We start from the raw sequence: 18,482 nt of genomic DNA on the forward strand, positions 1-18,482 counted from the left end.
AATAAAGCATTTTGCTCAGTGAACAGCGTACATCTTGTCGTTCTGCATCCTTGACGGAAGCTTGACAATCGTGGGTGTTACTCGTGAGGTCACGGTCGCGGCGTATCTCGCCGAGCGCTTACGCCAGCACGGCGTCGCGCATCTGTTCGGCGTCCCCGGTGATTTCAACCTCGGGCTGATCGACGGTCTGCTCGCCGGTGGCCAGCAGCGCTGGATCGGGTCGCCGAACGAGCTCAACGCCGGGTACGCGGCCGACGCCTACGCGCGCCGCCGGGGGCTCGCGGCGGTCGTCACGACCTACGGTGTCGGCGAGCTGAGCTGCCTCAACGCGATCGCCGGTAGCTACGCCGAGCAGGTGCCGGTCGTCCAGATCACCGGAGCACCCGCGACCGACGCGGGCGGGCAACTCCTGCACCACACGCTCGCCGATGGCGACCTCGGGCATTTCGCCCGCGCCTATCGCGAGGTCACCGCCGCGACCGAGGTCCTGGCGCACGGCAGTGCCGCGTCCCAGATCGACCACGCGCTGGCCACCGCGCTGGCGACGTCCCGGCCGGTCTACCTGAGCATTCCCGTCGACGTGGCGGACTCGCTCGTCGACGGGCACCGGCTCGCCACCACCGTCTGGTCGGAGCCGATCGACGCGGCCTCGATGGCGGCGTTCGCGAACGCGGCGCGTGAGCTGCTGCGGGCCAAGGACGGGCAGGTCACGGTCGTCGCCGGGCACGAGGTCGAGCGGCGCAAGGCGGCCCGGGAACTGCGCGCGCTGGTCGAGGCCGGTCCGCTGCCGTTCGTCACGCTGGTGTCGAGCAAGGGCTGCCTCGACGAGGACCACCCGTGTTTCGCCGGCGTCTACTGCGGCGACCTGGGCGTCAAGTCGGCCCGGCAGGCCGTCGACCAGGCCGCGGTCCTGATCACGGTCGGCACGCTGATGACCGACGTCGTCGCCGGCATGTTCACCGCGCGCGAGGACCGCACCCACACGATCGACGTCCGCGGGACCACCGCGTACGTGGCGGGAGAGCGCTTCGAGGGTGTACCGATGCGCGCCGCGCTGGCCGCGCTCACCGGTCTGGCGGGCGACTACGCGACGCTGCCCGCGGCCGGGCTGCCGGCGTCGGCGATCCTCGGACGCCGCGCCGAGGACGAGCACGGGCCGGTGACCGACGCGCTGACCCAGATCTCGCTCTGGGAGAGCCTGGAGGAGTGGCTGCCGCCGTCCTCGACGGTGCTGGCCGAGATCGGGACGTCGTTCTGGGGCGCGGTGAGCGTGACGTTCCCGGCCGACACCGCGCTCGTCGCCCAGCCGGTCTGGAGTTCGATCGGTTACACGTTGCCCGCGACGCTCGGCGCCGGGCTCGCCGAGCCGCAGCGGCGCCCGGTGCTGGTCATCGGTGACGGCGCGGCGCAGATGACCGTCCAGGAGCTGGGGACGATGGCCGCGAACGGCCTCGCGCCGGTCGTTCTTGTCGTGAACAACGCCGGGTACACGATCGAGCGGGTCCTGCGGAGCCCCGAGGCGTCGTATCACGACGTCACGGCCTGGAACTGGAGCGGCCTGGTGCGGTCGCTCGCGCCGCAGGCCCACACGTTCCGGGTGACCAGCAGGCGCGAGCTGCGGGCGGCGCTGACGGCGGCGTCCGCCGCGCCGGACCGGATGGTGTTCATCGAGGCGGTCCTGCCGGCGAACGACACCCCTCCGATGCTGCAGCGCCTCGCGGCGGCCACCCAGGCCTGACCCCGAGCCTGCCGCGGTTCGGCCCGCGGCCCGCGGCGGCCCGCGCCCCGCGCGGGCGCGCCGCAGGCCGCCGGGTCAGGCGGCCGATACCCGGGCCGTGGCCCGCATGACGAGGGCGACGACGCCCTCCGGATCGTCGGGCATCGGGACGTGGCCACAGCCCGGCAACGACGCGACCCGAGTCCCCGGCGGCAGCTGCCCCAGGTTCTGCGCCTGGCTCGGCAGCAGGATGCGGTCCCGCGAGCCGAACGCCACGGTCACCGGCGCGTCCATCGGGGCCGCGGCCCGGTAGTGGCGGGTCCGCGTCGCCGCGAGCGTGGCCTCGTACCCGGGGGCGTCGGCGAACGCGCGGATGCCCGCCCTGGCGTACGCCGGATCGACCCGCGCCGGCCGGCCGTGGACCTGGCGGAGGACCAGCACCCGCCCCACCCGGTACGTCACGAGCCGGCACAGCAGGCCGGTGGCGTGCCCGATCAGCCACCGCATCATTCGCAGGCTGACCACCGTGTAGAGCGGCGTCCGGTCCCGCCACAGCCCGGCCGGTGACAGCAGCGCCAGCGACGCGACCGGACGTAACCGGGCGAGCTCGAGCGCGACCCATCCGCCGAGCGAGTTGCCGGCCACGTGCGGTGTGTCGATCCGCAACGCGTCGAGGAGGTGCGCCACCGCCGCCGCGAGCGCCGCCGGCGTCGGCTCGGCCCGCAGCGGCGCGGACTCCCCGAAGCCGGGCAGGTCCACCGCGATGACGTCGAACCGCTCCGCGAGGTCGGGGACGACGGGATCCCAGGCCCCGCGGGACGATCCGAGGCCGTGGAGCAGCACCAGCGGAGTCCCGCTGCCGCAGCGGGTGTAGGCGAGTTCGGTCATTGAGTTTCTCCTGTGGGTCCGACCCGGCCGAGCTTCTCCGGGTTGAGTACAAAATCGATCTCGGTGATCACGTGGCCGGCGACCGTGAACCCCATGACGCCCACGACCTCGCCGTCGGCACCGAACACCACGCCCGCCGCGCCGTTCACCGGCCGGACGGCTGGTTCGACCCGGCCACGCCCGGCGACCGCGAGCAGCAGCCGCGCGACACGGTCCGCGCCGACGACCGGGCGGCGTGCGACACCGGACACCAGACCGCCGCCGTCCGAGCGCAGGACGACGTCCGGGTCGAGCACCCGCACCAGCTCCTCGACCTGCCCGTGGACGCACGCGGCGAGGAACGCCTTGACCGCCCCGGTGTGCTGGTCGTGGTCGGGCGTGAAGCGCGGAGCGTGCCGGCGCACGTGGGCGCGCGCCCTGGCGACGAGCTGGCGGCAGGCGGCCTCCGAGCGGCCGACCGTGCGCGCCACCTCCCCGTACGGCAGACCCAGCACGTCACGCAGGACGAACGAGGTCCGCTCGGCCGGGCTGAGCGATTCGAGCAGCACGAGCATCGCCATGCTCACCGACTCGTCCAGCGTGACCCGCTCCTCCGGGCCGAGCGCCGGGTGCGGAGAGCCGACGACCGGCTCGGGCAACCACGGGCCGACGTAACTCTCCCGCCGCGCTCTGGCCGAGCCCAACTCGTCGAGGCAGATCCGGGCGACCGCGGTGGTCAGCCACCCCCGGACGTCCCGCAGCGCCGCGGTGTCGCTCCGGGCGAAACGCAGGTACGCCTCCTGGACGGCGTCCTCGGCGTCGGCCAGCGTGCCCAGCATCCGGTAGGCGACACCGGTGAGGTGTGCGCGGTGCCGTTCGAACTCCGTCGCGTCGTCCATAGTGTGAGGACGACGGAGCCGGGCGCGCTGTGACAAGACGCGGAATTCAGTGGCGCGGCATGGGACGATCACTCCATGCGACATTGATCCTGCAGTAGTACCCCCGACCGGCTCGCCCGTCGCGTCCAGATTCTGGCGTTCGTCGACGAGCTGATCCCGCTCTACCCGGTGTATCCGCTGCTGTTCGTGGACGCCGGGATGTCCGGCGGGCAGATCAGCGTGCTGTTCGGCCTGTGGTCGCTCGTTGGCTTCGTGCTCGAGGTGCCGTCCGGCGCGCTCGCCGACCGGATTCCCCGTCGGCACCTGCTGATCGCTGCCCAGGTGGTCCGGGCCGCGGGGTTCGCCTCCTGGCTGGTGTGGCCGACGTTCGCCGGTTTTGCGCTCGGGTTCGCGCTGTGGGGCGCGAGCGGCGCGGCGTCGTCCGGTACCTGGCAGGCGATGCTCTACGAGGAACTGGACGCCCGCGGCGCCGCCGACCGGTACGCGCGAATCGTCGGCCGAGCCGAGGCGCTCGCCGCGGTCGGGGCCCTCGCGGGGACCGCGCTCGCCACACCGCTGATCGCGCTCGGCGGTGGCTACGCGGCGGCGGGCTGGACCTCCGTTGCCGTCTGCCTGGTCGCGGCCGTGGTCGCGTCTCGCCTGCCACGGTCGGTTCCGACCGACGCCGAGACCGAGCCGAACTACTTCTCGACGCTACGGGCCGGCGTCACCGAAGCGGTCCGGAACCGGGCCGTCGGGCGGATCGTGCTGGTGGTCGTCGTCCTGTCCGGCGTCACCGCGATCGAGGAGTACTTCCCGCTGCTCGCCGGCGACCACCACCTCTCGCCGGCCGTGCTGCCGCTGCTCCTGCTGGCACCGGCGGCCGGTTATGCGATCGGTGCCGAGGTCGGTGGCCGGTTCGGTGCGCTGTCGCCACGGTGGCTCGCCGTGGTGGCCACCGTCGGTGCGGTGGCGTTCGCGGCCGGCGCGCTGCTCCGCCACCCGGTCGGGTTCCTCGGGATCGCGGTCGGCTTCGGGCTGCTGGCCTGCGCGATCGTCGTCGCCGGAGCCCGGCTGCAGGAGACGCTCACCGGGCCGCGCGCAACTGTGACGTCGGTGTCCGCGGTCGGGGAGGAGGCCGTCGCGATCGGAGTGTTCGCGGTGTTCGGGGTGGCGTCCGGGCTCGTGCCGCTCTTCGTCCTCACCGCCGTAGCGGTGCTGCCCGTCCTCGCGCTCCCGATCGCCCGCTGGCTACCGCCGGCTGCCCGGGAAAAATGATCTGCAGCAAAGGGTGAGCATCGGCGCTCATGGGCTGACCCGCGCGCGGGCGTGCTGCTCGACGAACGCGCGCAGCACGGCAGGCGGGTGCCGGACGTCGCTGCGGTAGGCGAGCGCTTTGATCTCGTCGGCCTCCTCGGGCTTGAAGTAGCCCGCGTACTTGTAGACGTCGACGCGGGTGCACAGGCCGTCGGCGTCCAGCTCGGGGTGGAACTGGGTGGCGTAGACGTGCCGCCCGATCCGGAACGCCTGCACCGGGCAGCCCGGCGAACTCGCCAGCAGGACCGCGTGCGGCGGCAGCACGCTGATCGCCTCCTTGTGGCCGACGAACGCCTCGAACGTCGTCGGCACGTCCCGGAACAGCGGGTCCGGTTCGACGATCGTGATCTCGACGGCGCCCACCGGCTCGCTGTACGTGCGGTCCACCACCGCGCCCTGGTGGCCGCCGAGCGTCCCGATGCCGTAACAGGCGCCCAGGAACGGGAAGTCCGCATCGACGATGCGCGCGATCAGCGCGCTGAGCTCGGCTTCGACCCGCTTCTGCACCGGGGTCTTCGTCTCGTCCGGATCGGAGACGTTGAACGGGCCCCCGCCGAGCAGGATGCCCGACCAGTCGTCGAGGTCGACCCGGCCGAGGGGGGTGCGTTCGAGGCGGTGGCGAACCAGAGATCGCTCGTCGAGGCCGGAGAAACGCAAGAACGCCGCGTACTCCTCGTCGGCAGCGGCGTCCTCGGCGCGGGTGGCCAGCAGCAGGAACGGCTTCACCGGGCCACCCTACGGGTCCCGCGCCGTTTCGACGGGGCCCTTGACGTGCGCGCGCCGCGCTTTCTAACCTGTTAGAGTCATTCAACAGGTTAGAAAGCGAGCGCCCCATGACGACGGCACCGTTGGCCGGCCTCACCACCGGCCACGTCGGACTCAACGTCACCGACCTCGCCCGGTCCCGCGACTTCTACGTCGAGGTGCTGGGGCTGGACGTGGTCGGCACGTCGGTCAGCCCCGGCCGCGAGTACGCGTTCCTCGGCGTGGACGGCACGCTCGTGCTCACGCTCTGGCAGCAGAGCGACGGCCGGTTCGACCCGGGTCTGCCGGGCCTGCACCACCTGTCGTTCCAGGTCACGGACGCGGAGGCGGTCGCGGCGGCGGAGGCTCGCGTCCGAGCACGCGGCGCCGAGTTCGTCCACGACGGCGTCGTCGCACACGGCGAGGGTGCCCGCAGCGGCGGGATCTTCTTCCTCGACCCGGACGGCACCCGGCTGGAGATCTTCGCGCCCACCGGTGCCGAGAACGCCCCGGCGCCCACCGCGGCCGCGCCGACCTGCGGCTTCTTCTGATGTCGGCGTGGCACGAGGGTGAGCTGGCCGCCCAGCGGCTGGCCGGAGAGCCCGAGCGCACCGCCCGGGCCCTGCGGGCGGAGCTGCCGCCGGTCGCTGCGGCGTTCCTCGCCGACCAGCCGTTCCTCGTCCTCGGCGGCACGGACGACGCCGGAGCGGTGTGGGCGACGATGCTCACCGGCGGCCCGGGGTTCCTCCGCGCCGTCGACGAGCGGACGGTCGACGTCCTCGCCACGCCCGCGCCGGACGACCCGCTCGCCGCCGTGCTGCACCGCCCGACCACCGTCGGCGGCATCGCGATCGAGCCCTCCTCGCGCCGTCGCGTCCGGCTCAACGGCACCACCGCACCACTCGGCAACGGGCTGCGGCTCTCGCTGGACCAGGTCGTCTCGAACTGTCCGAAGTACATCCAAGCTCGCGACTACCAGCGCGCGGATGACCAGCCGCCCGGCGCGGCCCGCCGTGGGCGGTCGCTGGACGACGCCCAGATCGCGGCGATCCGCCGGGCGGACACGTTCTTTCTCGCGACCCGCCACCCCGACGGTGACACTGACGCCAGCCACCGGGGCGGCGCTCCGGGCTTCGTCGAGGTGCTCGACGAGAACCACCTGCGGTGGCCGGACTACCTCGGCAACGGCATGTACCTCACGTTCGGCAACCTGCAGCTCGACCGGCGCGCCGGACTGCTGGTTCCGGACTGGTCGACCGGCACGCTGCTGCACCTGTCCGGCACCGCGGACGTCGACTGGGACGCGGGCGCCACCCGTTCGGTGGACTTCAGGGTCGAAGCGGTCGTCGAGCGGCCGGCCGCGAGCCCGCTGCGCTGGGGCGCGCCGGAGTACAGCCGGTTCAATCCGGCGGTGCGAAACTGAGCCCGTGCAACGTCCGCTGCTCGGTGAACCCCTGCCGATAGACCTGCTCAACACCCGCTGGATCGCCGGCGGTGAGCGGTACGACCTGCTCGACGACCGGGTCGAGGTAGCGGCGTGGCTGGCGGCATGGGGGCTGCCGAGCGATCCCGGCCCGGCGGTGATCGACGGCCTGAAGCGAGCCCGCGACGCGATCGCCGCGCACGTCGCCGCACCCGGCGACGAGGCCGCGTCGCGGGCGGTCTCCGAGCTGCTGGCGGCCGGGCACCTCCGGCTGCGGCTCGGCGCCGAGGGACCGATCCGGGAGGCGGTCGTGCCGGATCCGGCGTGGTTGCCGGCGTGGACGGCCCTGCGCGTCTACCTCGATCTGCTCGACCAGCGGGGCGGGCGGATCCGCAAGTGCGCGAACTCGGAGTGCGTGCTGCACTTCGTCGACGCGACCGCCCGCAACGCGCGCCGCTGGTGCTCGATGGACGCCTGCGGCAACCGCGCGAAGGCCCGCCGCCACTACACCCGGAAGACCGCGGGCTAGCGGGTGCGCAGGATCGCCGAGCGGAGAGTCTCGGTGGCCCACTCCTCCCATTCGTCCGGCGTCCAGCCGCGTTCGACCGTCAGCAGCGCGTACAGCTCCGGGCTGAGCAGCGAATAGACGAGGTCGGTGGCTCGCTCGACGGTGAGCCCCGGCCGTAGCGCGTCTTGTGCGGCCAGCGCGTCGGTCAGCATCCGGTGGGCGATCACGCGCTGCTCCGCGTTGGTCCGCCACTGCGCTGCGAGGTCCGGATCGGTCCCCATCGCCTCCCGGACGATCGTCATGACCGGCGTGATCCGGCCGAGGATCTCCCGGCCGGAGCGCACCCAGAGCGCCAGCATGGTCGGGCCGTCCGGCGCGTCGAGGGCATTGCGGGACGGCTCGCGGTCGAGCAGCGCGACCGGCGCGTCGTCACCGACGGCCAGCACGTCGAGGATCTCCTTGAGGACCGTCGCCTTGTTCCCGAAGTGGAAGTACAGGGTCTGAACCGCGACCCCGGCTGCTGCCGCGATCTCGGTGAGCGTCGTCGCCGCATATCCCTGCCGGACGAAGAGCTCCCTGGCCTCGGTCAAGATGCGCCGCCGCGTGGCCCGGGCTTGCTCCGTCCGCCGATTGGTCTTGACAACCTCGCTCATTCGCTAGAGCCTACTCTAGCCAGTTTCACTAGAGTTGACTCTAACGAAGGAGACCCGACGATGAGCTTCGGCTACGTCAAAACACCGGCCGACGGTCCGCAGTGGTGGTTCCTCGACACCCGGATGGTCGTGAAGGCCGCCGCCGAGCAGACCGGCGGCGCGTTCGCGTTGATCGAGTGGTCGGCGCCCGCGGGATTCGGTCCGCCGCTGCACCAGCACAACACCGAGGACGAGGCGTTCTACCTGTTCGAAGGCGCGATCGACGTGCAGTGCGGGGACGACCGCTGGACGGTGGGCCCCGGCGACTTCGTGTTCCTGCCGCGGGGGGTGCCGCACGGGTTCGTGGTGGCCGACGGGCCGGTGCGCGGTCTGCAGATCACCAGCCCGGCGGGGTTCGAGCGGTTCGTGGCCGAACTCGGCCGTGAGCCCGAGGGCCCCGGTCTGCCCGAGCCCTCGGCGCCCGACGTGCCGCGGCTGGCCGAGGCGAGCGGCCGGTACGGGCACGAGATCCTCGGCCCGCCGCTGACCGCCTGGAGTACGACGCTGACCGCTTAGAGCAAGAAGCGGAACAGCGGGCTGTCGGTCTCGACGCGCTCGATCCGCGGCGGGGCCTCGTCCATCCGCTTGAGCAGCGGCTCCAGGTCCTCCGGCCGCCCCAGCTCGATGCCGACCAGTGCCGGCCCGGTCTCCCGGTTGTTGCGCTTGACGTATTCGAACAGCGTGATGTCGTCGTCCGGGCCGAGCACCTCGTCGAGGAACCGCCGCAGCGCACCGGGCTCCTGCGGGAACTCGACCAGGAAGTAGTGCTTGCGTCCCTCGTGCACCAGCGCCCGCTCGACGACCTCCGCGTACCGGCTGACGTCGTTGTTGCCACCGGAGAGCACGCAGAGCACCGACGACTCGGGTTCGATGTCGACCACGGTGCCGAGCACGCTGGGCGCGAGCGCACCCGCGGGCTCGGCGATGATCCCGTCGGACTGGTACAACTCCAGCATCTCGACGCACACCTGGCCCTCGGCCACCCGCACCAGCTCCGCGCCGAGTTCCGCGACCAGCGGATACGTGACGTCGCCGACCCGCCGCACGGCGGCGCCGTCGACGAAACCGTCCAGGTCGTGCAGCGGCACCGGCCCACCGGCCGCCAGCGCCGCCGCCATTCCGGCAGCGCCCGCCGGCTCGACCCCGATCACCCGCACCGACGGGTAGCGCTCCCGCAGCCAGGCCAGCGACCCGGCGAGCAGCCCGCCACCGCCCACCGGGATCACGACGGTGTCCGGTGCCTCGTCGAGCTGCTCGAACGCTTCCTTGAGCACGGTGCCCTGCCCGGCGATCGTCCGCGGATCGTCGAACGCGGGCGCCAGCGTCGCGCCGGTGCGGGCGGCGTCCTCGGCGGCGGCCGCGGCCGCCTCGTCGTAACTGTCGCCGGCGACGATCAGCTCGACGGCTTCGCCGCCGAGCGCGGCGATCCGGTCCCGCTTCTGCCGCGGGGTCGGCCGAGGTACAAAAACTTTTCCGCGGACGCCGAGCGCGGCGCACGCGTACGCCAGGCCCTGTCCGTGGTTACCGGCGCTGGCGCAGACCACACCGCGCGCCCGGCTCGCCCGGTCGAGCTGCGCGATCAGGTTGTACGCGCCGCGCACCTTGTACGAGCGCACGACCTGGAGGTCCTCGCGCTTCAGCCAGACCGAGGCGCCGACCCGCGCCGACAATCGGGCGTTGCGCTCCAACGGCGTCCGGGAAACGACGGAACCCAACCGGACGGCGGCCGCCTCGACGGCCTCCGCGTCAACTCTCGTCACGGGATCGATTCTTCCTCGTCGACGCGGCGGCCGCCGACCCGCCCCACGGTGGTCCCAGCCCGTGGCGCTCGGGGTGGTCTCAGCCCGTGGCCTCGGCGGCGGCGCGGCCGGCGACGCGGCCGGAGAACAGGCAGCCGCCGAGGAACGTGCCCTCCAGCGCCCGGTACCCGTGCATACCGCCGCCGCCGAAGCCCGCGATCTCGCCCGCGGCATACAGGCCGGGCACCGGTGTGCCGTCGGTACCGAGCACCCGCGACGACAGGTCGGTCTGCAGCCCGCCGAGCGTCTTGCGGGTGAGGATGTGCAGCTTGACCGCGATCAGCGGACCGGCGCTCGGGTCGAGCAGACGGTGCGGCGACGCCACCCGGATCAGCCGGTCGCCGCGGTATGCACGGGCCCCGCGCAGCGCGGTGATCTGCAGGTCCTTGGTGAACGGGTTGGCCATCTCGCGGTCGCGCGCCAGCACCTGACGCTCGATGTCGGCGGCGTCCAGCAGTGGGGTGTCGGTGAGCTTGTTCATGCCGGCCACCAGCTCCGGGAGCCGGTCGGCGACGACGAAGTCGACGCCGTGCCGCTTGAACGCCTCCACCGGCGCCGGCGCGCCCGGCCGGACCCGCTGCAGCAGGAGCCGGACGTCCTTGCCGGTCAGGTCCGGGTTCTGCTCGGAGCCCGACAGCGCGAACTCCTTCTCGATGATCTTCTGTGTGAGCAGGAACCAGCTGTGGTCGTGTCCGCTCCGCGCGAGGTGGGTGAGCGTGCCGAGCGTGTCGAAGCCGGGGAACAGCGGGACCGGCAGGCGCTTGCCGGTGGCGTCGAGCCAGAGCGACGACGGGCCGGGCAGGATCCGGATGCCGTGGCCGGGCCAGATCGGGTCCCAGTTCGTGATGCCCTCGGTGTAGTGCCACATCCGGTCCCGGTTGACGACCCGGCCGCCCGCCGACTCGGTGATGCCGACCATCCGACCGTCCACGTGCGCCGGGACCCCGGTCAGCATGCTCTTCGGCGGTTCTCCGAGCCGGGCGGGCCAGTTCTGCCGCACCAGGTCGTGGTTGCCGCCGATGCCGCCCGCGGTGACGATCACGGTCTGCGCGCGCAGCGCGAAGTCGCCGACCACCTCGCGGCTGCTCGGCTCGCCGCGGCGGACGTCGCTGGGGGCGAGGATGCTGCCGGCCACGCCGGTGACCGACCCGTCGTCGGTGAGCAGCAGGTCGACCCGGTGGCGGAACCGCAGCGTGACCCGGCTCGAGGCCCGCACCCGCCGGACGAACGGCGCGATGACGCCCGGCCCGGTGCCCCAGGTGAGGTGGAAGCGCGGCACCGAGTTGCCGTGGCCGGTCGCGTCGTAGCCTCCGCGCTCGGCCCAGTTCACCAGCGGGAAAAGGCCGATGCCCTGCTCACGCAGCCAGGCCCGCTTCTCGCCGGACGCGAAGTCGACGTACGCCTCGGCCCAGCGGCGGGCCCACAGATCCTCGTCCTCGTGCCGGTCGAAGCCCGCGGTGCCGAGCCAGTCCTGCCACGCCAGCTCGTGGGAGTCGCGGATGCCCATCCGCCGCTGCTCCGGCGAGTCGACGAGGAACAGTCCGCCGAACGACCAGAACGCCTGGCCACCGAGTGACGCCTCCGGCTCCTGGTCCAGCAGGATCACCGACCGGCCGGCGTCGGCCACCTCCGCGGCGGCGACCAGCCCGGCCAGCCCTCCGCCGACGACGATGACATCTGCGTCCATCTCACGCTCCCTCGCGCCACAGTTTGGCTCACCCTGCGCGCGCGGAGGGCGCAGGTCAACGATCTTGTGCGGAGTCAGCGCAGGGCAGTTGTCACCCTGTTATGAACCGGCACTGCTCACAGCGGGTACGTGTTGTCATCAGGTGCCAAGGGGGCGTCCAGCATGCGGGATATTTGCCGTTTCGGCACCCGGTGCGGTCCACACTTCGCACAATCGGGCGCGAGCAGCGCGGAAGGAGGGTCGGCGTGCCGGAGCGGATCGCGGTGCTGGGCGCGGGCCTGATCGGCCTCTACATCGGCGGTGCACTGCACGCCGCCGGGGCCGACGTGAGCCTCGTCGGTCGCGCGCGGATGCGCCCGTACACCGAGTCGACGCTGGTGCTCACCGACCTCGACGGCGGCCGGACGGAGGTCCCGGCGGGCACGCTGGAGTACTCCCTCGACCCGACCGCGCTGTCCGACGCCGGGCTGGTGCTGGTGACCGTGAAGAGCGCGGACACCGCCGCCGCGGCGGAGATCGTCGCGGCGAACGCACCGCAGCGGCCGGTCGTGCTGAGCCTGCAGAACGGCGTCGGCAACCTCGACGTGCTCCAGACGCTCCTGCCGGGCTACGACGTGGTGGCCGGCATGGTGCCGTTCAACGTCGCCAACCCGGAACCGGGCCGGCTCCATCGCGCCAGCGAGGGTGGGCTGATGGCGGCCCGGACCTCGGTGCTCGACCCCTGGCTGCCGGTGTTCGCGGCCGCCGGGTTGCCGGTGACGTTGCGGGCCGACTTCGTGCCGGTGCAGTGGGGCAAACTCCTGCTCAACCTCAACAACGCGGTGAACGCGCTGTCCGGTGTGCCGCTACGGGCGGAACTGTCCCGCCGCGCCTACCGGCAGTCGCTCGCGCTGCTCGTCGCCGAGGCGCTGCGGGTGCTGCGCGCCGCGGGCATCCAGCCCGCGCGGGTCACGAAGGTGCCGCCGCACGTCCTGCCGACGCTGTTGCGCGTGCCGGACGCGGTGTTCACCCGGTTGGCGGGCGCGATGCTGCGGATCGATCCGGAGGCGCGGTCCTCGATGCGGGAGGACCTCGCGGCCGGTCGCCGTACCGAGGTGGATCACCTCAACGGTGCGGTGGTGCGACTGGCGCAGCGTGCCGGCGTGCGGGCACCGGTCAACCAGGCCGTCGTCGACCTCATCCATGCCGCCGAGCACGGCCCACCCCCGTCATTCACCGGCGACGAGCTCTACGCGCGACTCTCGGCCGCGGCCCGCTGACGGCGTCAGCGGTAGACCGCGAGCTCCGATGCCGGCGGGACATGGGTTACCGACCAGGCGTTGTCGCTGATGGGCGTTCTAGCACGCACCTGCCCGCTTCTACCCCACGGGTCTTGGACGTTCTTCCCCAGTTGGTTGATCAGAGCCGCGGTGGATCGCACGCCACGTGGCCTGGGAACTTTTCGCGGCGATGCGGTGATATACGAGCGCGGAGCGAGATCCAGCAGCCTGACGATGTCGGACGGTGCCGGGCGTTTGGTGGCGCCACCTCGATACGGAGTCATCAGCGCGAGAGGACCGGGCACGACCAAGTCCGTCCACACTTGCCGCCAGTGAGCGTTCGGCGCTCCGTGATGGGGAACCTTGATCACCTCGGCCTTGGTCGGCGGCCGGTGCCAGTCGAGCACCGCTTGCCACCCGCAGGCCGCTGGGCCGTTGAGTAAGTCGGCGCCGAGAAGAACGCAGCGGTCACCGACCTCGATCCAGAGGGCTACTGCCAACTCGTTAGGATCAGCGGCCGGCGGCCGGGGAGTTTGTCCGATGACTAGTGCCCCGTTCGCCAACTTTTGCAGCGATCGTGTTATCGCTTCTTGGGAGGGAGAAAGCGCGAGGACACTGGCACGGTCGTTCCCCACCGGTATCGAGAGCAACGGCAACTGCTCGGTAGCCCTGACCAGTGGCCGTCGTTGCCCTTTCGTCCGTCCACGCGCCCGCACGATATCGAATATCCGCCGGTATTCCTTGTAAACCCCCACGCGAACGATCTCTTCAACGCGTTTGTCTGTCGCGGCGAGAGCATAAAACTCTTCGCTGCTGACAGCGGCCGAACACACGAGCGATGCGGATGGGCAGGCCTCGACGACGGCAGCCATTCCTGCGATATGGTCGTCGTGCGCATGGGTGCCAACGATCAGCTGTACAGAGTTCCCGGGGTCCACCCCGATGTTTCGCAGATAGTCCAAAGGCGGAATTCGGCCGTCGAACTGATCTCTGCACGAATCGACGATCATCCACTGGCCATCGCCCAGATGAACCAGGATCGACTCTCCCTTGCCCGGCCCGAAGATGGAAACTTCGAGCTCGTCGGGGGCCGGCGCTTTACTCCCAGAGGTCGGCAAGATCGTCGCGTAGCCTCTCGGCGTCGTTCTTGACTGCACTGGCTTCCGCTTCGGTCCAACGCCCGAAACGTCGGACGCGTATGCTCGACGTCCGCTCGCGTCGTCCACGGTCGCTGACCGTTCGAACCGTGAGGTAGAACAGCGTGCCAGGCGACAGGGCATCGGAGTCGGCAGCGTCGAGCAGGTCGAGGTCGAACTCCGCGGTGACCGTCGGCTCTTCGTCGTCGATAGGCGTCAGCTCTGCGATGAAGAATTGGTCACCGACCTCGAGCACCCTGCCGTTCCATTTCGCGAGCCCGACGACGCGTGAGGTGCCGACGTGGGCGTGGGATTCGCCGTCGATCGTGCTCGTGGGATCACCGAGCGGGTGCTCGGCGCCGGACACGAGCCGCGCTGGAGTGTTGCGTGCCGTCGGAGACAGCGCTCGTGGCAGCGTCGGTCGGCGGCGAAGCCCGAGGGAGTACGGCCTCGGCCTGTCGCGTTGGGTCGTCTCTCCGGGATGGAGGTTGTCGTTGAGGCCTCCGGTGGAGGTCGTATCGATGTTGTTCATCCGGATTCTCCGACCAACTGGATGATCCGGTCGGACTCTGCGCGGCTCGGCGACCAGCGGTCGTTCAGAATCTCGATGGCGATCGAAGCCATACCGGTACGAGGTTCCACATTCTGCGGTAGGGTAACGTCGGCGCGGGACATCGGAGGGTCGTCGACCCGGGTGAAGTCGTAATGGTCATTGATGGCGACAAACACTCCGTAGGGTATCACCGTAGATGGCTCAACTGTGACCGTGACGGATCCGCCGTAATTGCCGGCGCGGCCTCCGATGATGGAGACCGACCGTGTTGCGGGAAATTTCAATGCGGAGGACCAGACCTTTTTGGGGGCGAGCCGATCGCCGATGGCATGCCACCGCTCTTCGTTCTCGGCGTCGAAGTGAGCGATGCGGTTGATTCCCAGTGCGGACAGCGGAGTGTGGGGGAGTGCGCGAAGAATTCCGATAGCGACGTCTCTCATTCGCTCGGTCTCTTCGGCGACCTCAGTGCGCAGTTGGATGCTGTCGGGAAGCACTTGGAGGTTCAACCAGTCGACCGAGAAGATGGCAAAGTCGCGGCTGATTCCGTCCAGGACGGCCGCTTCGAACTCGGTCTCGCCGATGAGCCCCACGTTTTGCAGCCAGAGCGGCGAGAAAATAGCCGGGTTGAAGGCGCCTTTGACCACTATTGCCGCGTTGTCGACGGCGATCCGTGGGAGCGGCATCGGCCTCCTCATCTCGATCTCGTGCCCACACACATGATCTGGCCGGCCAGCCTACCGAGCGAGCCATTCCGGAGACCAGGAGTTACTCCGCGTTGTGGAAAGCATTGGGCCAGGTGCGGGCGGCGTCTTCGGCGGGGAAGTCGCCGGCGTGGAGGCGGACGTCGCGGAGCAGGTCGTAGAGCGACTTCATCTGCTCCGGGTCCAGCGCCTCGAGCGCGAACCGCACGCCGACCAGCGCCTCGGTCGCCCGTTCGGTGACCTCGCGGCCGGCGTCGGTGATCGCCACCAGCGTCGTGCGGCGGTCGGTGGGGTGCGGCTCTCGCCGGATGAACTGCTGCGCCTGCAACCGGTCGACGATGTTCGTGATGCTCGTCGGGTGGACCATCAGCCGCTGGCCCATCTTGCTCATCGGGAGGCTGCCGTTCCGGCTGAAGCACAGCAGCACCAGGGCCTCGTACCGCGCGAACGTCAACTGCAGCGGACGCAACGCGGCCTCGATCCGCCCGAGCAGCAGCTGTTGAACTCGCATGATCGAGGTCGCGACCGCCATCGCGTCCGCGTCGTCCCAGCGGGCGCTCCACTTACGGGCGGCCTCCTCGACCGGGTCGAACGGCAAGGAGCTCGGAGCGGCCATGGCTTGCAGGGTAACGGGGTCGCCGCGGGCCGGGCGCGACCGTGCCTATCGTCGTGACCATGGCGACATCGGTGGACGACCTCGGACTGACCGTGACGGTGCCGGACGAGGTGCGCCGGGTGGTCAGCCTGGTGCCGTCGCTCACCGAGACCGTCGCGGCGAGCCGCCGGGACCTGCTGGCCGGTGTCACCGACTGGTGTTCGCACCCCGCGGACCTGGACGTGCCCCGCATCGGCGGTACCAAGAACCCGAACGTCGACGCCGTGATCGCGCTCCGGCCCGACGTCGTGCTGGCGAACCAGGAGGAGAACCGCGCACCGGACCTGGATGCGCTGCGCGCGGCCGGCGTCCCGGTGTACGTGACCGACATCCGGACGGTCCCGGCCGCGATCGAATCGCTGGAGCGGGTGCTGGCGCTCCTCGGAGTATCCCGTCCGGCGTGGCTGGACCGGGCCGCGGACGAGTGGCGCGGGGCCGCCCCGCCGCGGGAACGGGTGATCGTGCCGATCTGGCGGCGGCCGTGGATGGCGCTGGGCTCCGACACGTTCGCGGGTGACCTGGTCGAGCGGCTGGGGTTCCGGAACGTGCTCGGTGACAGCCCGGAGCGCTATCCGCGGTTCGACCCGGACGCGCTGGCGCCGGTCGACCTGGTTCTGCTGCCCGACGAGCCGTACGCGTTCACTCCGGACGACGGCCCGGAGGCGTTCGGCGGGATGCCGTTCGCCTGCGTCGACGGCCGCTCGCTGACCTGGTACGGCCCGAGCCTCGACGGCGCACGCACCCGCCTGCGCGCCACGATCGACGCTCAGCGCACCCGGACGAACTCGTCGGAGTAGAAGTCGCCGCCGCTGGTGAGCGTGTCGCCGATGCAGGCGTACCGGTCCGGCTCCGGGTTCAGTTGGAGCGCACCGCCGTTGTTGTAGACGCCGTCGCGGTACAGCGACCACCGCCCGTTGACGCTCTGCGTGGTTCCGAACAGCGTGCCGTTCGCCGTCCGATACCGCAGCGTCGAGCGGCCGCTCAGCCGGTACACCCACTCGTTGCCGCGGTAGGTACCACGCAGCGGCGGATCGTCGTACGTCACGGTGAGGACGCCGTCCGGACCGTATTTCAGCGTGCGGCCTGCGGTGCCGCGGAGGACGACGTCTACGCCGTCGATCTTCACGGTCACGGTGGCCTGCACCCGCCGCCAGGAGCCGACCAGGCACGGATCGACGCCGGGGGCGTAGCTCGGCGTCGGGCTGTTCGCCGTCACCGGGCGGATGGACGTGCTCGCGGACGGCGTCGGGGCGGCCTTCGCGTCGCGGTCGTCGTCGCCGATCCGGGCCAGGCCGGCCACGGCCAGTACGGAGAGCACCACGGCGGCCGCACCGAATACGGCCAGGCGGCGACGTGCCGGGCGGCCGGAACGATCGGCGGGCGGCGTCGGCGGAGCGGGAGACGCCACCGGCCCGGCGCTCTCGTCGGCGGTCACCGCGCCTTCGGCGACCGCGATCTCCGGCTGGTCGACGAGCGTCGGGACGACGTCGAACCGCTGGTGGAGTGCGGTGGCCACGGCCGGGATGCGGCTCGAGCCGCCAGTCAGGTAGATCGCGGTGGGCGACACGTCGGCGGTGCGCAGTGCGGCCCGGCAGGCGGTCAGCGTCCGTTCGACGATCGGTGCCACCAGCGCCTCGAACTGCTCCCGCCCGAGGACCTCGTCCCGGTCGAACAGCGGCAGGTGGACGTACGTCGAGGTGGCCCGGGACAGCACTTCCTTGGCGGTCCGGACGTTGTCCCAGAGCTGGCGGCGGTACCGCTGGTCGGACGTCGTCTCGGGGGACGTGAGCCGCGCCCAGAGCGTCGCGTCCTGCCCGATTGCGACCGTTCCCAGGTTCGCGATGATCGCGGCGTCCACGTCGAGCCCACCGCAGTCGGGTAAGCCCTCACTGGCCAGCACCTCGTAGCCGGTCGGGGTGCGCCGCACGACCGACGCGTCGAACGTTCCCGCGCCGAAGTCGTAGACCAGCGCGGACTCGCCGGGCGCGAGCGTGGCCGTCGCCTCCGCGAAATGGTGCGCGGCGGCGACCGGCTCGGGCAGCAGGCGGACGTTCGGCAGGACCTCGGACGCGGCGGTCAGCAGCGTCCCGCGGCGAGTGTTCGCCCACGCCGCGGGGTATGTCAGCACGGCCTCGTCCGGAGGCTCGCCGAGCGCTTGCGCGGCCTCGTCGGCGACGCGGCGCAGCACCGCGGCGATCAGGTCGGACACCGCGATCTCGTGGTCGCCGAGCAGCACGGTCCGGTCGTCGACGCAGCGTTTCGGGTGCGGCTCGAACGCTCCGGGAGCGGTCAGACCGGCGTGCTGCGCGTCGCGTCCGGTCAATAGCCGGCCGTCCGGGCCGGCGTGCACGGCCGAGGGGAGCAGCGGTGAGCCGTCGAACAGCAGGAGGCGTGGTTCACGTCCGGAGCGCCGCAGCACCGCGACGGTGTGGGCGGTGCCGAAGTCGATCCCGAGGCGGGCCCGGCGCGTCATGGCGCACAGGATAGGGGGCCGCTCTGACTGGACAAGAACCCTCGGGAGTCAGATAGTAGGAAGTCAAAGTATC

19 protein-coding genes are annotated in these 18,482 nt (G+C 71.3%); 8 read left to right on the top strand and 11 right to left on the bottom strand.

Going from position 1 to position 18,482, the window contains the following annotated elements:
* The first annotated feature begins 70 nt into the window (after positions 1 to 70).
* Positions 71 to 1,738, top strand: a complete 1,668-nt coding sequence (locus tag BUB75_RS04745) for an alpha-keto acid decarboxylase family protein (RefSeq protein WP_143175023.1) — start codon at positions 71 to 73, stop codon at positions 1,736 to 1,738.
* A gap of 75 nt (positions 1,739 to 1,813) precedes the next feature.
* Here the strand turns inward: BUB75_RS04745 and BUB75_RS04750 are convergent, their stop codons facing one another.
* Together BUB75_RS04750 and sigJ are read right to left on the bottom strand one after the other, a co-directional pair.
* Positions 1,814 to 2,605 (bottom strand): alpha/beta fold hydrolase, encoded by a 792-nt coding sequence (locus BUB75_RS04750; protein ID WP_073251737.1) that lies wholly within the window; start codon positions 2,603 to 2,605, stop codon positions 1,814 to 1,816.
* Complete coding sequence (gene sigJ / locus BUB75_RS04755; RefSeq protein WP_073251739.1) at positions 2,602 to 3,483, bottom strand: RNA polymerase sigma factor SigJ; 882 nt, start codon at positions 3,481 to 3,483, stop codon at positions 2,602 to 2,604. Before sigJ ends, BUB75_RS04750 begins: the two co-directional genes overlap by 4 nt.
* A 168-nt stretch (positions 3,484 to 3,651) precedes the next feature.
* On the opposite strand from sigJ, the gene BUB75_RS04760 reads away from it, so the two are divergent.
* Positions 3,652 to 4,740: an MFS transporter gene (locus BUB75_RS04760; RefSeq protein WP_084740218.1), complete on the top strand. Its 1,089-nt coding sequence runs from the start codon at positions 3,652 to 3,654 to the stop codon at positions 4,738 to 4,740.
* 27 nt (positions 4,741 to 4,767) lie between these two features.
* On the opposite strand, the gene BUB75_RS04765 is transcribed toward BUB75_RS04760, so the two are convergent.
* Positions 4,768 to 5,505, bottom strand: a complete 738-nt coding sequence (locus tag BUB75_RS04765) for a glutamine amidotransferase (protein WP_073251743.1) — start codon at positions 5,503 to 5,505, stop codon at positions 4,768 to 4,770.
* A gap of 107 nt (positions 5,506 to 5,612) precedes the next feature.
* Here BUB75_RS04765 and BUB75_RS04770 point away from each other — a divergent pair, with 107 nt between their 5' ends.
* From BUB75_RS04770 to BUB75_RS04780, 3 genes are read left to right on the top strand one after another with little or no spacing between them, the layout of a single operon-like run.
* Positions 5,613 to 6,074 carry a VOC family protein gene (locus BUB75_RS04770; protein ID WP_073251745.1) on the top strand — a complete coding sequence of 154 codons (462 nt, stop codon included), beginning with the start codon at positions 5,613 to 5,615 and terminating at the stop codon, positions 6,072 to 6,074.
* Positions 6,074 to 6,946, top strand: coding sequence for a pyridoxamine 5'-phosphate oxidase family protein (locus tag BUB75_RS04775; protein ID WP_073251747.1), 873 nt, complete (start codon positions 6,074 to 6,076; stop codon positions 6,944 to 6,946). The genes BUB75_RS04770 and BUB75_RS04775 overlap by 1 nt, the downstream gene beginning before the upstream one ends.
* 4 nt (positions 6,947 to 6,950) lie before the next feature.
* Complete coding sequence (locus BUB75_RS04780; protein WP_073251749.1) at positions 6,951 to 7,475, top strand: CGNR zinc finger domain-containing protein; 525 nt, start codon at positions 6,951 to 6,953, stop codon at positions 7,473 to 7,475.
* Here the strand turns inward: BUB75_RS04780 and BUB75_RS04785 are convergent.
* Positions 7,472 to 8,107 (bottom strand): TetR/AcrR family transcriptional regulator, encoded by a 636-nt coding sequence (locus BUB75_RS04785; protein WP_073251751.1) that lies wholly within the window; start codon positions 8,105 to 8,107, stop codon positions 7,472 to 7,474. The genes BUB75_RS04780 and BUB75_RS04785 overlap by 4 nt on opposite strands.
* Positions 8,108 to 8,167: 60 nt before the next feature.
* Between BUB75_RS04785 and BUB75_RS04790 the strand changes: the two genes are divergently transcribed.
* Positions 8,168 to 8,662: a quercetin 2,3-dioxygenase gene (locus tag BUB75_RS04790; protein ID WP_073251753.1), complete on the top strand. Its 495-nt coding sequence runs from the start codon at positions 8,168 to 8,170 to the stop codon at positions 8,660 to 8,662.
* Here BUB75_RS04790 and ilvA read toward each other — a convergent pair.
* Both ilvA and BUB75_RS04800 read right to left on the bottom strand, forming a co-directional pair.
* A complete protein-coding gene (gene ilvA / locus BUB75_RS04795; protein WP_073252815.1) occupies positions 8,659 to 9,915 on the bottom strand; it encodes a threonine ammonia-lyase IlvA in 1,257 nt (418 codons plus the stop codon). The genes BUB75_RS04790 and ilvA overlap by 4 nt on opposite strands.
* 70 nt (positions 9,916 to 9,985) lie before the next feature.
* Positions 9,986 to 11,632, bottom strand: a complete 1,647-nt coding sequence (locus BUB75_RS04800) for an FAD-binding dehydrogenase (RefSeq protein ID WP_073251755.1) — start codon at positions 11,630 to 11,632, stop codon at positions 9,986 to 9,988.
* 245 nt (positions 11,633 to 11,877) lie between these two features.
* Between BUB75_RS04800 and BUB75_RS04805 the strand changes: the two genes are divergently transcribed.
* Positions 11,878 to 12,891: a 2-dehydropantoate 2-reductase gene (locus tag BUB75_RS04805; RefSeq protein WP_073251757.1), complete on the top strand. Its 1,014-nt coding sequence runs from the start codon at positions 11,878 to 11,880 to the stop codon at positions 12,889 to 12,891.
* 5 nt (positions 12,892 to 12,896) lie between these two features.
* Here BUB75_RS04805 and BUB75_RS44850 read toward each other — a convergent pair whose 3' ends face one another.
* The 4 genes from BUB75_RS44850 to BUB75_RS04820 form a co-directional block, all read right to left on the bottom strand.
* On the bottom strand, positions 12,897 to 14,009 hold the full coding sequence (locus BUB75_RS44850) for an MBL fold metallo-hydrolase (RefSeq protein ID WP_178379764.1): 1,113 nt from the start codon (positions 14,007 to 14,009) through the stop codon (positions 12,897 to 12,899).
* On the bottom strand, positions 13,990 to 14,559 hold the full coding sequence (locus BUB75_RS46085; RefSeq protein ID WP_178379765.1) for a hypothetical protein: 570 nt from the start codon (positions 14,557 to 14,559) through the stop codon (positions 13,990 to 13,992). Before BUB75_RS46085 ends, BUB75_RS44850 begins: the two co-directional genes overlap by 20 nt.
* The gene (locus BUB75_RS04815) at positions 14,556 to 15,263 is read right to left on the bottom strand and encodes a hypothetical protein (protein WP_143175025.1); all 708 of its coding nucleotides are present in this window, start codon (positions 15,261 to 15,263) and stop codon (positions 14,556 to 14,558) included. The genes BUB75_RS46085 and BUB75_RS04815 overlap by 4 nt, the downstream gene beginning before the upstream one ends.
* 82 nt (positions 15,264 to 15,345) lie before the next feature.
* Positions 15,346 to 15,897, bottom strand: coding sequence for a MarR family winged helix-turn-helix transcriptional regulator (locus BUB75_RS04820; RefSeq protein WP_073251763.1), 552 nt, complete (start codon positions 15,895 to 15,897; stop codon positions 15,346 to 15,348).
* 59 nt (positions 15,898 to 15,956) lie between these two features.
* On the opposite strand from BUB75_RS04820, the gene BUB75_RS04825 reads away from it, so the two are divergent.
* Complete coding sequence (locus BUB75_RS04825) at positions 15,957 to 16,733, top strand: helical backbone metal receptor (RefSeq protein WP_073251766.1); 777 nt, start codon at positions 15,957 to 15,959, stop codon at positions 16,731 to 16,733.
* Here the strand turns inward: BUB75_RS04825 and BUB75_RS04830 are convergent.
* Positions 16,703 to 18,409 carry an Hsp70 family protein gene (locus BUB75_RS04830; RefSeq protein WP_073251768.1) on the bottom strand — a complete coding sequence of 569 codons (1,707 nt, stop codon included), beginning with the start codon at positions 18,407 to 18,409 and terminating at the stop codon, positions 16,703 to 16,705. The two genes, BUB75_RS04825 and BUB75_RS04830, sit on opposite strands and share 31 nt — an antisense overlap.
* Between the last annotated feature and the right edge of the window lie 73 nt (positions 18,410 to 18,482).

This window comes from Cryptosporangium aurantiacum (assembly GCF_900143005.1).
GTDB classification, from domain to species: Bacteria; Actinomycetota; Actinomycetes; order Mycobacteriales; family Cryptosporangiaceae; genus Cryptosporangium; species Cryptosporangium aurantiacum.